The sequence below is a fragment of the Streptomyces sp. NPDC047043 genome, assembly GCF_040644055.1.
Lineage (GTDB): Bacteria > Actinomycetota > Actinomycetes > Streptomycetales > Streptomycetaceae > Streptomyces.
On the sequence record NZ_JBEYVO010000012.1, the window covers coordinates 145,065 to 161,411 of the forward strand.

At 70.7% G+C, this 16,347-nt stretch carries 16 protein-coding genes and 1 pseudogene; 4 read left to right on the top strand and 13 right to left on the bottom strand.

The window, feature by feature from the left end; translation table 11 throughout:
* The first annotated feature begins 8 nt into the window (after window positions 1-8).
* Window positions 9-1,262, top strand: a complete 1,254-nt coding sequence (locus ABZ880_RS20470) for a styrene monooxygenase/indole monooxygenase family protein (protein WP_361264639.1) — start codon at window positions 9-11, stop codon at window positions 1,260-1,262.
* Here ABZ880_RS20470 and ABZ880_RS20475 read toward each other — a convergent pair.
* The 4 genes from ABZ880_RS20475 to ABZ880_RS20490 form a co-directional block, all read right to left on the bottom strand.
* Entirely contained in the window at window positions 1,235-2,308 is a 1,074-nt protein-coding gene (locus ABZ880_RS20475) for an NlpC/P60 family protein (protein WP_361264642.1), read from the bottom strand. The genes ABZ880_RS20470 and ABZ880_RS20475 overlap by 28 nt on opposite strands.
* A gap of 103 nt (window positions 2,309-2,411) precedes the next feature.
* On the bottom strand, window positions 2,412-2,723 hold the full coding sequence (locus tag ABZ880_RS20480) for a hypothetical protein (protein ID WP_361264645.1): 312 nt from the start codon (window positions 2,721-2,723) through the stop codon (window positions 2,412-2,414).
* A 10-nt stretch (window positions 2,724-2,733) separates the two neighbouring features.
* Window positions 2,734-3,381, bottom strand: a complete 648-nt coding sequence (locus ABZ880_RS20485) for a TetR/AcrR family transcriptional regulator (RefSeq protein ID WP_361264649.1) — start codon at window positions 3,379-3,381, stop codon at window positions 2,734-2,736.
* A 106-nt stretch (window positions 3,382-3,487) separates the two neighbouring features.
* Window positions 3,488-4,426 carry a diiron oxygenase gene (locus ABZ880_RS20490; protein WP_361264651.1) on the bottom strand — a complete coding sequence of 313 codons (939 nt, stop codon included), beginning with the start codon at window positions 4,424-4,426 and terminating at the stop codon, window positions 3,488-3,490.
* Between the two features lie 126 nt (window positions 4,427-4,552).
* Here ABZ880_RS20490 and ABZ880_RS20495 point away from each other — a divergent pair, with 126 nt between their 5' ends.
* Both ABZ880_RS20495 and ABZ880_RS20500 read left to right on the top strand, forming a co-directional pair.
* Window positions 4,553-5,662, top strand: a complete 1,110-nt coding sequence (locus ABZ880_RS20495; protein ID WP_361264653.1) for a ferritin-like domain-containing protein — start codon at window positions 4,553-4,555, stop codon at window positions 5,660-5,662.
* Between the two features lie 47 nt (window positions 5,663-5,709).
* Window positions 5,710-6,408 carry a hypothetical protein gene (locus ABZ880_RS20500; protein ID WP_361264656.1) on the top strand — a complete coding sequence of 233 codons (699 nt, stop codon included), beginning with the start codon at window positions 5,710-5,712 and terminating at the stop codon, window positions 6,406-6,408.
* A gap of 19 nt (window positions 6,409-6,427) precedes the next feature.
* Here the strand turns inward: ABZ880_RS20500 and ABZ880_RS20505 are convergent, their stop codons facing one another.
* From ABZ880_RS20505 to ABZ880_RS20535, 7 genes and pseudogenes are all read right to left on the bottom strand, one after another.
* Window positions 6,428-6,943, bottom strand: coding sequence for a DUF3291 domain-containing protein (locus ABZ880_RS20505; protein ID WP_361264659.1), 516 nt, complete (start codon window positions 6,941-6,943; stop codon window positions 6,428-6,430).
* A gap of 67 nt (window positions 6,944-7,010) precedes the next feature.
* On the bottom strand, window positions 7,011-8,486 hold the full coding sequence (locus ABZ880_RS20510; RefSeq protein ID WP_361264662.1) for a penicillin-binding transpeptidase domain-containing protein: 1,476 nt from the start codon (window positions 8,484-8,486) through the stop codon (window positions 7,011-7,013).
* Window positions 8,483-9,844, bottom strand: coding sequence for an FtsW/RodA/SpoVE family cell cycle protein (locus ABZ880_RS20515; RefSeq protein WP_361264665.1), 1,362 nt, complete (start codon window positions 9,842-9,844; stop codon window positions 8,483-8,485). The genes ABZ880_RS20510 and ABZ880_RS20515 overlap by 4 nt, the downstream gene beginning before the upstream one ends.
* A 43-nt stretch (window positions 9,845-9,887) precedes the next feature.
* Window positions 9,888-10,346 (bottom strand): SH3 domain-containing protein, encoded by a 459-nt coding sequence (locus tag ABZ880_RS20520; protein ID WP_361264668.1) that lies wholly within the window; start codon window positions 10,344-10,346, stop codon window positions 9,888-9,890.
* A gap of 97 nt (window positions 10,347-10,443) precedes the next feature.
* Window positions 10,444-11,569, bottom strand: a pseudogene (locus ABZ880_RS20525) (histidine kinase dimerization/phospho-acceptor domain-containing protein).
* Window positions 11,569-12,309, bottom strand: a complete 741-nt coding sequence (locus tag ABZ880_RS20530; RefSeq protein ID WP_361264670.1) for a hypothetical protein — start codon at window positions 12,307-12,309, stop codon at window positions 11,569-11,571. Before ABZ880_RS20530 ends, ABZ880_RS20525 begins: the two are co-directional and overlap by 1 nt.
* 68 nt (window positions 12,310-12,377) lie before the next feature.
* Entirely contained in the window at window positions 12,378-12,884 is a 507-nt protein-coding gene (locus tag ABZ880_RS20535; protein WP_361264673.1) for a dual specificity protein phosphatase family protein, read from the bottom strand.
* Between the two features lie 100 nt (window positions 12,885-12,984).
* Between ABZ880_RS20535 and ABZ880_RS20540 the strand changes: the two genes are divergently transcribed.
* Window positions 12,985-13,788, top strand: coding sequence for a nuclease-related domain-containing protein (locus tag ABZ880_RS20540; protein ID WP_361264676.1), 804 nt, complete (start codon window positions 12,985-12,987; stop codon window positions 13,786-13,788).
* A 16-nt stretch (window positions 13,789-13,804) separates the two neighbouring features.
* On the opposite strand, the gene ABZ880_RS20545 is transcribed toward ABZ880_RS20540, so the two are convergent.
* Window positions 13,805-15,115 (bottom strand): vanadium-dependent haloperoxidase, encoded by a 1,311-nt coding sequence (locus ABZ880_RS20545; RefSeq protein WP_361264679.1) that lies wholly within the window; start codon window positions 15,113-15,115, stop codon window positions 13,805-13,807.
* 297 nt (window positions 15,116-15,412) lie between these two features.
* Window positions 15,413-16,294, bottom strand: a complete 882-nt coding sequence (gene ligD, locus ABZ880_RS20550; RefSeq protein WP_361264682.1) for a non-homologous end-joining DNA ligase — start codon at window positions 16,292-16,294, stop codon at window positions 15,413-15,415.
* Window positions 16,295-16,347: the final 53 nt, after the last annotated feature.

Sequence of the window (16,347 nt, forward strand, 5' to 3'; positions counted from 1 at the left end):
ACACCCGCATGCGGAAGATACTCGTCGTCGGAGCCGGCCAGTCCGGTCTCCAGATAGCCCTCGGACTCCAGTCGCACGGGTACGAGGTCACCCTGATGTCGAACCGGACGGCGGACGAGATCCGCTCCGGCCGCGTCATGTCGACGCAGTGCATGTTCCACACGGCACTGCAGCACGAGCGCGATCTCCAGCTGAACTTCTGGGAGTCCCAGGCCCCGAAGATCGTAGGACTCGGCGCCTCCGTCGCGGCCCCCGGCTCCTGGAGCGAGGGCCCCGCGGCACGTGCGATCGACTGGGTGGGCAAGCTCGACGGGTACGCGCAGTCGGTCGACCAGCGGGTGAAGATGGCCGGCTGGATGGAGACCTTCGCACAGCGCGGCGGCCAGCTGGTCATCCACGGTGCGGCGGTCTCCGACCTCGACTACTTCTCCCGTACGTACGACCTGGTCCTGGTCTCGGCGGGCAAGGGCGAGCTGGTCTCCATGTTCGGCCGGGACGCGTCGCGGTCGCCCTACAGCGAGCCGCAGCGGTCGCTCGCCGTGTCGTACGTCCACGGTCTCGGCCCGCGTCCCGAGCACCCGGACTTCGACGCGGTCCGCTGCAACCTGGTCCCGGGCGTGGGAGAGCTGTTCGTCATGCCGACGCTCACCACCTCCGGCCGCGCGGACATCCTCTTCTGGGAGGGCATACCCGGCGGCCCGCTCGACGTCTTCAACGGCGTCAAGGACCCGGCGGAGCACCTCTCCCTGACCCTGGAACTCATGGAGCGGTTCACGCCCTGGGAGTACGCGCGGGCCACCAAGGTCGAACTGACCGACGCGGGCGGCGTGCTGTCCGGCCGTTACGCCCCCACCGTCCGCAACCCCATCGGCCGTCTGCCCGGCGGCGGCCTGGTCCTCGGCGTCGCGGACGTCGTCGTCGCCAACGACCCGATCACCGGCCAGGGCTCCAACTCCGCCTCCAAGTGCGCGGCTTCGTACCTCGCGTCGATCCTGGAGAACGGCGAGAAGGAGTTCGACGAGACCTGGATGCAGGCGACGTTCGACCGCTACTGGGACACCGCCCAGCACGTCACCAAGTGGACCAACGCGATGCTCGCTCCGCCGCCGGAGCACATCCTCAACCTGATCGGCGCGGCAGGCCAACTCCAGCCGGTCGCCGACCGGTTCGCCAACGGCTTCAACGACCCGGCCGACTTCGAGAACTTCTTCTACGAGCCCGAGAAGACCGGGGCCTACCTGGCGTCGGTGGCCGGGGCCTGAGGACTCCCGTCCGGACGCACGGCTCCGAGGATCGGGTAGGCCGCGATCGGGGAGACCTTGATCGTTTCTCCCGTCCTCGGGGCCTGGAGGATCATTCCTTCCCCGAGGTACATCGCCACGTGCGTGGCCTCGGGGAAGTAGAGGACCAGGTCGCCCGGGCGCAGCTGCTTCAGGGGGATTCTCGGCAGGTGGGCCCACTGTTCCTCGCTGGTGCGGGGGATGGGGGTGCCCGCGTGGTCCCAGGCCTGGGACGTCAGGCCCGAGCAGTCGTAGGACTTCGGGCCTTCGGCGCCCCATTGGTACGGCTTCCCGAGCTGCTGCACGGCATACCGCAGGGCCCGGTCGCCCGCCGGTGACGGCGGACGGTTGTCGTCGCCCAGCGCACCCGAGGTGATCAGCCGCTGCTGCGCCTTGTCGACGTCGCTCTTCTCCAACTCGGCCACAGCAGCGAGCTGTTCGGGGGTGAGGGAGGCCAGGAGTTTTTCGACGTCGGCGAGGCGCCCCCGTACGTCGTCGCGGTCCTTCTTCTGGCGTTTTGCGAGGGTGAGCCGGTCGTCCAGGGCCTTGCGGGCCCGGCGGGCCAGATCGGCGGCCTTCTTCTCGTTCCCGGTCAGCCGGCCGATCGTCTCGGCGCGCTCCCGCGCCACCTGCCCGATGACATGGCCCTCGTCGAGCGCCTGCTGCGGATTGCGGGCGAGCAGCAGTCGTACGTACGGCGAGATGTCGGTGCTGTTCTGGTACTGCTGCCTGGCCAGACGGCCCGCCGCACCGCGGCTGTCGTGCAGGGCGAGCCGGGCGCGGGCCAGTTCGGCGTCCAGCCGGGCCACCTCAGCGCGCTGCTTCTTCAGCTTCTCCTCGGTGGCGTTGTAGGTCTCGGTGGCCTTCTCGGCCTGTCGGTACAGCTGCTGAAGATCCGTCAGCTGCCGGGCCACGGACGTCCCGGCGGGGTCCGGCGGCATGGGTGCGGCCGCTACGGGCAGCGGTGCGAGGACGGTGCCGGCCGCGAGCGCCGCCGTGCACACCAGACGCAGAAGCCTTCCTGACACGTCATCACCTCCGGCGCGGGCAGCACCTCTGCTCCGCACCGTGAGGTGTTGACGCGCGGGCGGCGAGCCACGCGCCGTGTGTGCGCGGTTCGGCGCAACTCCGTCACCCGTCGGTGTCGTCCGGCTTGCCGCCCGGCGTGGCGTCTGGAACGGTGTCCGGCTTCGACCAGGGCCACTTCAGCTTGTCGGGTTTGCCCTCGGGGTCGTACTCGTACTTCCATCCCTGCGGCAGTCCGAGCCGCTTGCTGTGGCCGCGCGGCACGCGGCGGTAGACCAGCACGGTGGGCTGCCCGCCGGCGGCGTCCGGGACGGGGATGCGGTACGTCTTCGGGGGGTGCCCGGTGGGTCCCACGAGCACCGGCAGCACCCGGCCGTCCATGGGTCCGCCCTCGAAGGGGGTGTCTTCGCTCTTCACGGCACCAGTCTCAGACATCCTCGGCCAGCGCCTGCACCAGCGCGGCGGTCTGCGGGTCCCGGGCCGCGGTCACCGAGAGCACGGCCACGAACTGCTCCACCAGCCAGTCCCGCAGCTCGTCGACCGGCGGCTGCTTGTCCTCGTCGAGCCAGATCAGGGAGGCCGCCTCGACCGCGGTGATCCACATCCGCACGGTCATGCGCAGCAGCAGCCCGGGATCGGTGACCTCCAGGTGACTCAGGATGTGCTCGGCGGCGGCCCGCCGGACACCGTCCACGATGGCGGTCGTCCGGGACGTCTCGACCACGCTGCCGCCCTGGAGCAGCGCGCTGAACCCGGCGTCGTGCTGATCGACGAAGGCCAGATACCGGTCGAGGGCGCGGGCCAGCCGGGGAAGGAGCGGCCCGACCCGCGCCTCGTCGAAGCACTGCTGCAACTCGTCCGCGGCCGAGCGCAGCGCAGCCTCGTACAGCTGCTGCTTGCCTCCCGGGAAGTACCGGTAGACCAGGGGACGGGAGACCCCGGCGGCCTCCGCCACGTCGTCGAGGGAGACGTCCTCGGGCGCGCGGTGCGCAAAGAGGCCGAGCGCGGCTTCAAGAAGCTGACTGCGACGCTCTTCGACACTCAGACGACGGTAGGCGGGGGCGGAGGGGCTCATGCCTCGCAGGGTAGTCGGCCGGGTGCGGGTTCGTTGTGGCTGGTCGCGCCCACGCGGCGGAGCCGCGCATGTCAAAGTCCCGCGCCCCCGGGGCGGCAACCTGCACCTACGCCAAGAGGCCCGAGGACCTCCACAGCCGCCGCCCAACTCCCCGCAGCACCCCGATGTCGTCCAGGAAATCGGTCAACCGCTTCGCCCCGGTCTGCATGACCTCCCGCCGATGCCCACTGGCCCTCACCTGCGCCACGGCCTCCCGCCGGTCCAGCCCCACGTTCGTGTAGACCTCGGGATTCACGAACGCCACCGAGAACACCCGCGCGAACTCACCGGAGGTGACCCGAGTGAACTCCTGCGACCACTTCGGCGCCGTCACCATCTGCCGCCGCAGCTCCTCACGGGCGTACCGCACATGACGGGCCTCCTCGACCACATGGATCCGCGTGACGCCACGGATCAGCGGCTGCACCCGCTCGTCCGGGAACGTCAGCCGCTGCATCCAGTCCAGGACCTCCTCGCCGAGCAGCGTGGCCGTGAAAGAACCGGGCGTCGTCGAGATCGTCTTGAACAGCCGCCCCAGGTGCTGGTGCACGCGTGCCACCGGGTACCACGGCGCATCCCCGCGCGAGATCAGCCGCGCGAACATCTTGGAGTGCCGGCACTCGTCCTCGATCTCGGTGAGCGCGTACCGCACATGCGCACTCGTCGCAGCCTTGTCGTAGATGTGCCGGACGAGCAGCTGCATCAGGATCAGCTCGAACCAGATGCCGAGCGAGGCGAGGGCCGCCGACTCGTGCTGCGAGAGCAGGATCCGCTGCTCCTCGCTCATCCGCTTCCACATCGGGGTGTCGTACAGCGACACCAGCTCCGGCGGCCAGAACCACTTGCCCTCCTCGAAGGGCGCGTCCCAGTCCAGCTCCTTGTCCGGGTCGAAGGAGTGCTTGGCGGAGGAGGCAAGCAGCCGCTCGGCCACCTGTTCCCGGTCCTTGAGCAGGCCGAGCGCGTCGCGCAGACCCTCCAGCGCGTCGGCTTCCGTCAGGGTCGTCATGGTTCTCCCACCTTGTTACCCGGGGTCACATCCTCCGTGTCTTATGAGACTGCTTGTCAGCAAGCTCGTCAATCCCCTGTGCGCGACTTGTTGACCCCGCGTCTACCACGTGTGAGCCTGCGGAGCATGCCGACTTACGACCTGTACGCCAAGGACGCGGGAAACCCTCTCTGGCAGGTGCCGGCGACCGGCGCGGCGCGCTTCAGCTGGGAGTACGACGACGGCCGCGACCGCCTGCTCGCCCTGTACCAGAAGGGCAAGGACAAGCAGTGGGACGGGCAGCGGCGCATCGACTGGGATCTGGAGGTCGATCCGTACGATCCCCTCGGCACCCCCGACGAGTCGATGTCCCTGTACGGCACCAAGTACTGGGCGAAGATGACGGACAAGGACAAGGGCGAGCTGCGCAAGCACTACGCCTCCTGGCAGTTCAGCCAGTTCCTGCACGGCGAGCAGGGCGCGATGATCTGCGCGGCGCGGATCGTGGAGTCCGTACCCGACCTGGACGCCAAGTTCTACTCGGCGACCCAGACCATGGACGAGGCACGGCACGCGGAGATCTACGGCCGCTTCCTGCACGAGAAGGTCGGGATGCTCTACCCGATCAACGACAACCTCCAGTCCCTGCTCGGCGACACCCTCCGCGACAGCCGCTGGGACATGCCCTACCTCGGCATGCAGGTCCTGATCGAGGGCCTGGCGCTGGCGGCCTTCGGCATGATCCGGGACACCACCGACAAGCCCCTGCCCAAGCAGATCCTCGCCTACGTCATGCAGGACGAGGCCCGGCACGTGGCCTTCGGCCGGATGGCGCTGCGCGACTACTACAAGCAGCTCAGCGACGCCGAACTGCGCGAGCGCGAGGAATTCGTCATCGAGGGCTGCTACTTGATGCGCGACCGGCTGCGGGGCGTGGAGGTCCTGGAGAACTTCGGCATCCCCACAGCGGAGGCGGAGGAGTACAGCGAGCAGTCCGAATTCCTCGCCCTGTTCCGGCAGTTGCTGTTCTCCCGTATCGTCCCGTGCGTCAAGGACATCGGCCTGTGGGGCAAGCGGCTGCAGCAGGCGTACGTCGACATGGGCGTCTTCGAGATGGGCGACTCCAACCTGGACCTGCTGATGGCCCAGGACGAGGAGATCGCCGAGCAGTTGGACGCCGAACGCTTCGCGGCGGAGGAGCGGGAGCGGGTGGCGGAGGTGCGGGACGCGATCGAGGCGGGGGCCACGGAGGGCTGATGCCTGTCGGTGAGTGGCGGGGCGTGCCTATGCAGTAATGTGCTGACGTGTCCACGACTTCTCCGCAGGATTCATACATCCAGCCCACCAGTGACCCGGCGCCGACTCCGAAGAGGCGGCGCATCTGGCTCGTCCTCGGCATCGCGGGTGGGGTCGTCGCAGTGATCGTGGCGAACGTGGTGGCGACGGGCGGCAAGGGTGAAAGCGGGCTGCCCGAGGCCGAGTTCGCCCTGACGCTGCCGAAGACGCTGCTGGACAACCGCTACGAACTCACCCAGGACCTCTCGGACACTGCGGGCCAGAACATCCAGGACATGGTGGTCACCGAGCCCTGGGCTGACAGGGTCACCGACGCGAAGGTCGCCACGTACAGCCTGGGCGGCGTCGAGGCCGACGGCGCGCTGATGATCTCGGGCGTAGAAGGCCGGTTCCAGAGCGTGGACGGGAGCCGCGACGGCATGATGGCGGGCGTCGGACAGACCGAGGGCGTGACGGTGACCGTGAAGCCGAAGGACTTCCACCCGCACGGCTCGGACATCACGGTCACCTGCGAAGTGGCCACACAGCAGCAGGCCGATGACACGCTGACCTTCCCGGTCTGCGCCTGGGCGGACGGCAACACGGCAGCCGCGGTCGCCCACATGGCCCAAGAGGCCTACACGCAGTCCCCGTCCGACGTCGACCTCGCGGCGGCCGCCGAGACCACCCTGAAGGTCCGCTCCGAGACCCGGAAGGCGATCCGGTGACGGTCACTTCACGGCGGCGCTAGACCGGGCAGCCCAGGTCCTCGGGGATCGTCGCCGCGACCGGCTCCTGCGCTCCCGGCGGGAAGGACGTCCGCAGCGTGAAGGCGTAGGGCGTGGGCCCGTTCGTCCGCAGGTGCAGCAGCCGCTCCTCGGCCTCCGCGACCGTGGGGCGGTGCCCGGCCGGCACCCACCACAGCACCGCCATCGCCTCCTGAACCCGCTCGAACCACTCCCTGCGGCGGGCCAGCATCTCGCGATGGCGGCCCTGGTACATGAACGCGGTCAGGGCGTCGGTGTTCCGCCACACCGACATGTTGATGATCAGCCACTCGTCGCCGAAGACGGCCACGTCCGTCGCGTTGCCGGACTCGTCCTCCAGCCGCCAGACGAAACCGTCCGCGTCGTCCGCGTCGGCGTTCACCGGATCGAGGCTGTCGACGAAGTCCTTCAACTGCGGGGAGTCCAGCGGAGCTTTGAGGCGGGCGATGTTCACCTGGGCGAGTTCGTATGCGGCTGCTGCTCCGGAGGTCGTCATCTACCGAACGATAGGTCGGGAGCGTCCGCCGCTCCAGACCCCGTCTCAGTACGTGGGCACGGCATCCTCAACTGCCGTCGTCCGACGAGGAGTTGAGCACCGACTCCATCACTGCCCGGGCGATCGGCGCCGCCACCCCGCCGCCGGTGATGTCCCCCCGGTTCGCCGACGCGTCCTCCACCACCACGGCCACCGCGACCTTCGGCGCGATGTCCCGGTCGCGCTGCGCCCAGGACACGAACCAGGCGTACGGCACCCCGGCGTTGCCGATGCCGTGCTGTGCGGTGCCGGTCTTGCCGCCGACAACCGCGCCGGGGATCGCGGCGTTCGTGCCCGTGCCCTCCGTCACGACGTCCTCCATCAGCTCCTTCACGCGGTCGGCGGTCTCCGGGCGCATCGCCTGGCGCACGGGCCGCGAGCCTGCCGTCGCCACCGTGGTGCCGTGTTTCGTCGTCGTCCGCTCCACCAGGTACGGCGAGCGCAGCTGCCCCTCGTTGGCCACGGCCGCCGCGACCATCGCCATTTGCAGCGGTGTGGCCCGGGTGTTGTACTGCCCGATCGACGACAGTGCGAGCTGCGCCCGGTCGAGCGTGGTGTCGAAGGTGCTCGGCGCGACGGAGAAGGGGATCCGCAGCCCGGCGTCGTTGAAGCCGAAGCCCTTCGCCGTCGCCGACATGCGCCTCAGGCCCACGTCCACGCCCAGCTTCGCGAACACCGTGTTGCAGGACCACTCGAAGGCGTCCCGCAGCGGGGCGTCCTCACACCCCTCGCCCTCGTTCATCAGCGAGGTCGTCGTACCCGGCAGCCGGTACGGGTCCGGCGAGCGGGTCGGCTCGTCCAGGTCCGTGACGACCCCCGCGTCCAGCGCCGCCGCAGCGGTGACCACCTTGAACGTCGAACCCGGCGGATACGTCTGCCGCACCGCCCGGTTGAGCATCGGCTTGTCCGGATCGGAGTTCAGCCGGGCCCAGGACCGGGCCGTCGCCGCGGCGTTCCCCGACAGCGCGGCGGGGTCGTACGAGGGACTCGACACCAGTGCCAGCACCCGCCCCGTCGCCGGCTCGATCGCCGCCACCGCACCCTTGCGGCCGTCCAGTCCCTCGTAAGCCGCCTGCTGTGCGCCCGGGTCGAGGGTCGTCACGATGTTGCCGCCGGCGCTCTGGGCGCGCGTGAGGTCGTGCCAGATGGGGAACGGCGCGAGCATCGGGTCCGTGCCGGACAGCACGGTGTCCCCGGTGTGCTCCAGGAGCGTGGTGCCGTACACCTGCGAGGCGAAGCCGGTGACGGGGGCGTACAACGGGCCGTCGCGGTACGTCCGTTCGTAGCGGAGCTGCTCGCCGCTGTCCCGGGAGCCGGTGACGCTCTCGCCGGCGACCATGATGTCGCCGCGCGGCTGGTCGTAACGGGCGATGGTGGTACGGCGGTTGGCCGGATTGGCGTCGTAGGAACGGGTGTTGACCAGCTGGATGCGGGCGGCGCCGACGAGGAGCGCCACGAGGAGGAGGGCGCAGAAGAAGCCGGCGTGCTTGATGTGCCGTGTCATGGGGTGGCCTCCCCGTCGTACTGACGGCGTGCCGAATGGCTCACCTTGATCAGCAGCGCCACGATCGCCCAGTTGGTGACGACCGACGAGCCGCCCTGTGCGAGGAACGGCATCGCCATCCCCGTCAGCGGGATCAGCCCGGTCACCCCACCCGCGATCACGAAGACCTGCAGCGCCACGATCGAGGCGAGGCCGACGGCCAGCAGCCGGCCGAAGGGGTCGCGCAGCGCGAGGCCGGCGCGGAAGCCGCGATGCACGAGGAGACCGTAGAGGAGGAAGATCGCGCAGAGGCCCGCGAGACCCAGTTCCTCGCCGGCCGTGGCGAGGATGAAGTCCGACTTGACGGCGAAGCCGATGAGGATCGAGTGGCCGAGCCCCAGGCCCGTGCCGAGGACGCCGCCCGCCGAGAAGGCGAACAGGGACTGGGCCAGCTGGTTGGGGCCCTGCCCGGCCTCGATCGAGGCGAAGGGATGCAGCCAGTCCTGGACGCGGCTGTGGACATGCGGCTCCAGCCAGCCGACGGCCACCGCGCCGAGTGCCGCCAGCAGCAGCCCGACCGCGATCCAGCCGGTGCGGCCGGTGGCGACGTACAACAGGACGACGAAGAGCCCGAAGAACAGCAGCGAGGTACCGAGGTCGCGCTCCAGCACCAGCACACCGACACTGACCAGCCAGATCGCGAGAATGGGCCCGAGCGCCCGGCCGGTGGGCAGCTGCATGAACCAGATCCGACGGCCCGTGTACGCCAGCGCGTTGCGGTTGGCCGCCAGATACGCGGCGAACGAGACGGCCAGCAGCACCTTCGCGAACTCGCCCGGCTGGATGGAGAATCCGGCGATCCGGACCCAGATCCGGGCGCCGTTCACGGCCGGGAAGAGGATCGGAAGCAGCAGCAGGGCGAGCGCGGCGACGACCCAGACGTACGTGTAGTCCTGCAGCGCACGGTGGTCGCGGAGCATCAGGACGACGACGGTGAACAGGGTCACGCCCAGTGTGGACCACACGAGTTGGGTGGGTGCCGCATGGTCGTGCGGGGTCTCCAGGTCGAGCCGGTAGATCAGCACCAGACCGAGGCCGTTGAGCAGGACGCCGATGGGCAGCAGCAGCGGGTCGGCGTACGGGGCCCGCAGCCGCACCGCGACATGCGCGAGCAGCGCGAGTACGCCGAGCCCGGCGCCGTAACCGACGGCGCCGGGCGGGAGAGTGCCGTTCTTCGCGAGGCCGACCGCGCAGTAGCCGTACACGGACAGCAGCACGGCCACGACGATGAGGGCGAGTTCGATGCCACGGCGCCGGGGCAGGCGTACCGCGGAAGCGGGGGGATCCGCCTGTGCCACGGTGGTGCCGGCGTTGGTCATGTCCGGAACCTACCCAAATAGCGGGAGTTGTGATCTCACGGTCTCAGCACCAGCGCGGGGGAGTTCCGATGGTGTCGATGTAGCGGGCCGAACCCCACGCCCAGGTGCCGTCCGTGAGGAGGTACCAGACGTTGTTGCCCTGCACGCTCTGGCCGGGGGTCTGGCAGAAGATGGAGACCCGCTCGCCCCGGTGGACCACCCGGATCACCTGGCTGCCGCGGTTGGGCGCGCTGCGCAGGTTCAGCGTGTTCGCGGTGACGACGCCGCGGGCCAGGCGCGAGTTGTTGTTGCCGCCCTGCCCCCAGTCTCCGTCTCCACCCTGCCCCCAGTCCCCGCCCGGATCCCCGTCCCCGCCCTGATCCCAGCCGTCCTGAACGCTGACACCGGGATCACCCCCGTCGTCCCCGTCGTCCGCGAGGGCGGGAGCGGCAACGACGGAACCGAGCAGAGCACCGGCGGCGCCGGCTATGGCCACACGGCCGAGGAGGGAGCGCAGGGACATGGGGGGTACCTCCATGAAAGCGGGCGAAGCTGACTATTCGCCACGTTAGGAGTCGGCCCCGGGGCGCGCCCGTCACATTGGGCCATAGGAGCGCCCCCTAACCGAGCGTCAGAGTCGCCACCGCCCCGCCGTCCAACGCGTTCGCGAACTCCAGCCGCGCCCCCAGCACCTCCGCCTGCCCCACCGCGATGGTCAGCCCCAGCCCGTGCCCCTTCACGCCCCCCTCGGTACGGAACCGCTGCGGCCCGTGCTCCACGAGATAGTCCGGGTACCCGTCCCCGTGGTCCCGCACGGTCGTGCCCCCGCAGGACGACGACCTCCGTGTCGGCCCCCGACGCCCGCACCACCCGCTCGGCCAGCGCACCCAGCTCCTCGGTGTCCAGCTCCAGCTGCTCCCGCCCGGTGTCGAGGCGGGAGATCTCCAGCAGGTCCTCGGTCAGGGTGCGCAACGCCGCCACCCGGTCCCGCACCAGCTCGGTCGGCCGCCCCGGCGGCAGCAGCTCGGCCGCCGCGTGCAGTCCGGTCAGCGGGGTGCGCAGCTCGTGCGCCACGTCCGCCGTGAACCGCTGCTCGCTCAGCAGCTTGCCCTGCAGCGAAGCCGCCATGGAGTCCAGCGCGGCCGCCACCGCGGCCACCTCGTCCTGGGGGCGCGTCGGATCCTTCGTACGGGGATCGCCGACGCGCGCGTCGAGGTCACCCGCGCTGATCCGCCGGGCCACCGTCGCCGTGGCGTGCAGCCGCCGCGTCACCCGGGTCACCGCGAACGCGCCCACCAGCAGCGTCGCCGTGATCGCCAGCGCCGACGACCAAAGGATCGCCCGGTCGAGCCCGGCGATGGTGCGGGACTGCTGCGCGTAGTCGACCTCGACGGCCAGTGCCCGGTTGCGGTCGGCGGGGCCCGCCGCCCACATCGTGGGGTGTCCGTGCCGGTCGGAGACCATCGTGCCGCGGTCCCCGTCCACCGCCAGCGCGCGCAGCGCCGACGGCAGCCCCGGCGGGTCGACGCCCGCGCCCGGCAGCAGCGTGTCCCCGGCCTCGTACGCCTTCGTCGCGTCGTCCAGGCGCGACAGCGCGAGGTCGCGGGCCTGGCCGACGGTCTGGTTCGTCACCGAGACGTGCACGAGCACGCCGAGCAGCGCGGCGAGCGCGCAGCACATCACCGCGATGAACACGGCGGCCTTCACCGCGAGCGTGCCCGCCCAGTGCGGGAGCCCGAGCCTCATCACGGGCTCGCCGAGGGAGAGAGGGAAGGGGAGACGGAGGCCGTGGGGGACGGGCTCGAGGAGCGCTCGCGCTTGCCGATGCGGAGCATCTCGTCGTGGGTGAGCAGCATGACGCGCTGGTCCGGGTCCCAGGTCCACTGGAACCGGTACTCGTAGTCCGCGAGGTCGGACGGCGCATGGATGATCACCGAGCGCCCGGCCAGCTCGACCCCGCTCACCGCGTCGTCGTTGGACATCACCTGGACCACCCGGTCGCCCGCCTCCACGGTGTAGACGCGCACGGCCGTCTGATGGCCGGGCAGCAGCCGGAAGCCGAGGGTCAGGTCGGCCTTCCCGTCGCCGGTGATGTCGCGGTAGTACGCCTTGAGCAGCGGGCACCGCGCATCCGCCGGCTCCTTGCCGCAGTAGGCCATCCGGCGCGCCGTCTCGCGGTACGGCGCCTTGGAGCCCGAGTAGTCGTCCGGGTGCTGGGCCATCTCGGCCCGCACCAGGGACACCGGCTCGACCTTGCGGATGTCGCCGCCCGGGGCCGTGACGCCCTTCATGGCCTCGGCGTCGCCGTTGTCGTAGTTCCAGGCGGGGCTGGAGGCGGGCGCCAGGTTCGGCCACAGCTTCGCCGGGCTGGTCGCGGTCGGCGTGGACCCCGCGCCCTGCAGCCCGCCCGCGTCGCCGCAGCCCGCCGCCGGCAGGGCGAGAGCGGCGGCGGCGAGCGCCGCGCGTGCGGCGCGGATGCGGGGCACGGGACTCCTGTGGCTCAGAACGATCGGTACCCGGTACACCCTATTCGTCCGGCGAAACGATTACCTCGTTACTCTGTCAGCTCCTCCAGCAGCCGGGCCGTCGCCAGCCCCGCCCGCAGATAGTCGACGAACAGCTCGTTGTGCAGCGCCCACGGCGAGCGACGGGACCGGATCAGCCGTATCGCTTCCTCCGTGGAGTGCCCCCGCCGGACCAGGGCGTGCGCGACGACCAGCCCCGAGCGGTTGTACCCGTGGTAACAGCGGACGAGGACCTTGCGGCCCTCGTCCAGTGCGTCGCTCGCGGCCTGTGCCAGGCGCATCACGCCCGCGAGCTGTGTGCCGTCCAGCGGCCCGTCCGGTATCGCCCACACATGGTGCTCGACGCCGGGATCGGGCCCGTGCCCCGGAAGTCTCAGCAGGGTCTGTACGAGATCGAACTCGTCCCGTACGACAGCGAATTCGAGTTGTCCGGAGCGGCCCCTGAACTCGTGCCCGCCCATCCACAGGCCGGGCACGACCTCGCTCCACGGGGCGTCCGGAGCCGGTACGTCGGGTTGCTTCCTGCGGGTACGCAATAACGCCTCCCCAAGTCCCCCTCCCAACTCCTGTCAAAGGTAACCGGGTTCTTGCCGCAGGAGCACCCCGCCTGTTCCCATGGTCAAGGGGTGATGGTTCATGACCGGACTGCGCGTCGTACCTACCTGGAGGCATGGTCAGGAACGGCTCTACGTGTGCTTCACGGACGGGCGGAACGTCGCCTGGTACGACCGTGAGGCAGCCAGGGTCAACCTGCTCAGCGAGGACGAGAGGGACGGAGTACTGGAGGCCCTCGGCCCCTTCATCACCGGCCGGGTGACGGTCGGCCCGCCGCCCGTCCCGACCCCGGCCGAGCTGGCCCGGCTCTCCCTCCACCCCGACGACGACCTGGCGCCCAACCGCCCCGGCGAGGCGCTGCTGGTCGCCCTGGAGCGGGAACCCGCCTCCTCCCACCGGCTGCGACCGGATCCGCGCCGGCGGGCCCTGGCGGCGGAACAGGCGGTCGGCGAGGCCCTGGACCGCCTGGACGGCGCGGGCTGGCACACCCTGCACTCGATCCCGCTGCCCGGCGGCGACCGCGTCCACCACCTGGTGATCGGCCCGGGCGGCCTGTTCGCCCTGCACACCCTCCACGCCCGCAAGCAGCGGGTGACGGTCGCCGACCCCATGGTCTCCCTGGGCCGCCGCGACCCGCAGCCCCTGCTGCGCCGCGTCCGCGCCGACGCCGACCGGGCGTCGTACGCACTGACGGCGGAGGTCCACCCGGTCCTGGCCCTCGCGGGCCCCGCGGACGTCTCGATCACGACCCCCCTCCGCGAGGTCCGCATCCTGCAGGACACGGACCTCGCGGACCTGGCCCGCCTCGGCGGCGTACTCAAGCCCGCCGACGTGGAGGCGCTGCACGCGATGGCGCGGGACAGGGAGACGTGGTCTCGGGTGTGACCCGTACCTGACGGGTTCACCCGACCGGTTCGAAGTAGTGGTCGAGCGTGAAGGCACCGATGTGCGTGCCGACACGGTTGGCCACGATGTCACTGGTCCGGAAGTGGATACCGTCCCAGACCCGGGCGTTGATCACGTCCCGGTTGTAGTCGCGCGCACTGGCGTACGTACGTGTGGTGCCCGTGACGGCCGACGAGATACGCAGATCGATGTCGCCGCCGGTCAGACGGGACAGGACCGCCACCGCGGCGCCGTCGAAGCTGCAGTGGCCGCTCATGTAGTCCGGGTAGGCGGGCGTGTCGATGAGCGGCAGCCAGGACGGGTCCGGCGTGGTGGCCGGGTTGCCGTCGGTGTCGGCCAGCTGGATGGCGGTGATCGGCCGCCACTGCCCGTACGTCAGCTTGGTGTTCCAGGCGGTGATCTGGGCGTCCGCGGTCGCGGTCCAGGTGGCGGCGGACAGCCGGGCGGCGTCGACGAGGTCCAGGCCGTGCCGCTGGGTGTACCCGCGCAGGGCGGCCTGGAACTGCACCGGAAGCACATCGCTGAAGAAGCGCGCGGTGTCGGTCTGCGCGTCGGTCCGGGACGATCCGGTCCTCGCGCCCATCGCCTTCACCTCGTTGAAGTCCTTGGTGTAGGTCTTCGAGGTCGGTTTCGGCGGGGGGCCGGGCCGGAACTGATCTGGCGAGTCGAGCAGCAGCGGCCGCAGCTTCGCGAGCCAGGGGTCGACCATGGGCGCGTTGGCGGGCGGGGTGGGGCGCCAGACGCCGGGTGCGGGCGGTTTGTCGAACGTCACCGGGGCGTTCCGCCCGTCGTCCCTGCGCAGCTGCACGATCCGCGCGGCGGCCTTCTCGCCGAAGGCGACGCCCTGGTCCTCCGCCTTCCCGTCGGGGATCTTGGCGAGCGAGGCGGTGTAGGCGGCGTCGACGCGGGCCTGTGAGCCCGGGAAGTACGTGAGCAGGATGCGGTGGGCGGCAGCAGCGGCGGCCGCTTCCGAGGAGGCGCGGCGCGGGCCGCGCGCATGCCACTTGTACTCGGCGTACCGCCCCTCGATGCCGACGACCGCGTTGTAGACGGCGGCGCCCATGAAGCCGTACCAGAGGGCCTGCTCGGCCCCGGGCCGCTTGGCGTCGCCGTTCACGACGGCCACGGCGGTCTCGCTCCAGTCGTTGATGACACCGGGGCCGGGTGCCGCGTTGGCCGGCGCCGAGGCGACCGCCGAGGACGCCCACGGCACGGCGCCGAGGGCGAGCACCGTCAGGCCGACGACGAGCGTGCGGCGGACGGTGCGGCCGGGTGGTGCTAATGGTCCATGCTGTTCCTTTGTCATGGGGTGCCCCCCTTGCTGGTTCTGGTTGGAGCCAGGGTGCACCCGGGGCGGGGGCGGACTGGGGGATTCCCCGTGATTGACCGACCCGCTGAACGCGAAGCCGCTACCGCAGGGGCTGGAAGTGGTGCGTGAAAGTCCAGTGCCCGATGCGCCGTCCGAGCTGGTTCCCGGGCGTTGACCACGTCACGGTTGTAGTCGGCGAATCGGGTACGGCGGTGTGCGCGGCAGCGGTTCCAAGGACGGGTCGGCCTCGGTGGCGGGGTCTTCTTGCCGATTGCGGGCTGCGGGCTTGTGGGCTCAGGGCAGCGGGGCGGCGCCGTCGGGGTCGAGCAGCGGGGCGAGCAGATCGCCGTAGTCCTGGAGGCGGGGCGCGATGTCGGGTGCCCGGAAGTCGAGCTGCGCGGGCGCCCCGCACTCCTCGACCTCGCTCCAGGTGACCGGCGCGGAGACGGTGGGCTCGGGCCGGGCGCGCAGGGTGTAGGGCGTGGCGGTGGTCTTGCGGGCGGCGTTCTGGCTCCAGTCGACGAACACCTTCCCGGGCCGCAGACTCCGGGTCATCCGGTGCAGCGCGAGCCGCGGCATGGCCCGCTCGGCCTCGACGGCGAGCTGCTTGGCGTACTCACTGACCTGCTCGGACGGAGTCGGCCGTACGGCGGCGAGCAGATGCAGCCCCTTGGACCCGGAGGTCTTGGCGAAGGCGTCGACACCGTCGGCGGCGAGCCGCTCCCGCAGCCACAGCGCGACCTGGCAGCACTCGACGACGGTGGCGGGCGCCCCGGGATCGAGATCGAAGACGATCCGGTCGGCGACGCCGGGATCCTGGACGAGCCACTGCGGCGTATGGAACTCGGTGACGAGATTCGAGGCCCACATCAGGCTGGCCAGATCCTGTACGAGCACCATCCGCGCCGGCCCCTCCATCCGCGGCACCTCGGCGGTGGTGACCCAGTCGGGCGTACCGGGAGGCACGTTCTTGGCGAAGAAGACCTGCCCGCCCGGGCCGTCGGGATACCGCAGAAAGGAGACGGGCCGGTCGCGGAGGTGGGGGAGAAGATGCTCGGCGGTGGTGGCGTAGTAGTGCAGCACCTCCCCCTTGGTGAACCCGCTGCCCGGATACAGCACCTTCTCGAGGTTGCTGAGCGCGAGCCGTCTCCCCTCCACCTCTGTGATCGGCGTCATACGATGAGAATCTCACGCAAACGCCACCAGAACGGCGTGAATGACGCAAACAC

What these genes read in the sequence shown, in the direction of transcription:
- ABZ880_RS20515 (WP_361264665.1), bottom strand. Translation starts at nt 9,844, where the DNA reads ATGACCAACGCCGGCACCACCGTGGCACAGGCGGATCCCCCCGCTTCC.
- ABZ880_RS20545 (WP_361264679.1), bottom strand. Translation starts at nt 15,115, where the DNA reads ATGACAAAGGAACAGCATGGACCATTAGCACCACCCGGCCGCACCGTC.
- ABZ880_RS20510 (WP_361264662.1), bottom strand. Translation starts at nt 8,486, where the DNA reads ATGACACGGCACATCAAGCACGCCGGCTTCTTCTGCGCCCTCCTCCTC.
- ABZ880_RS20470 (WP_361264639.1), top strand. Translation starts at nt 9, where the DNA reads ATGCGGAAGATACTCGTCGTCGGAGCCGGCCAGTCCGGTCTCCAGATA.
- ABZ880_RS20540 (WP_361264676.1), top strand. Translation starts at nt 12,985, where the DNA reads ATGACCGGACTGCGCGTCGTACCTACCTGGAGGCATGGTCAGGAACGG.
- ABZ880_RS20490 (WP_361264651.1), bottom strand. Translation starts at nt 4,426, where the DNA reads ATGACGACCCTGACGGAAGCCGACGCGCTGGAGGGTCTGCGCGACGCG.
- ligD (WP_361264682.1), bottom strand. Translation starts at nt 16,294, where the DNA reads ATGACGCCGATCACAGAGGTGGAGGGGAGACGGCTCGCGCTCAGCAAC.
- ABZ880_RS20505 (WP_361264659.1), bottom strand. Translation starts at nt 6,943, where the DNA reads ATGACGACCTCCGGAGCAGCAGCCGCATACGAACTCGCCCAGGTGAAC.
- ABZ880_RS20495 (WP_361264653.1), top strand. Translation starts at nt 4,553, where the DNA reads ATGCCGACTTACGACCTGTACGCCAAGGACGCGGGAAACCCTCTCTGG.
- ABZ880_RS20485 (WP_361264649.1), bottom strand. Translation starts at nt 3,381, where the DNA reads ATGAGCCCCTCCGCCCCCGCCTACCGTCGTCTGAGTGTCGAAGAGCGT.
- ABZ880_RS20520 (WP_361264668.1), bottom strand. Translation starts at nt 10,346, where the DNA reads ATGTCCCTGCGCTCCCTCCTCGGCCGTGTGGCCATAGCCGGCGCCGCC.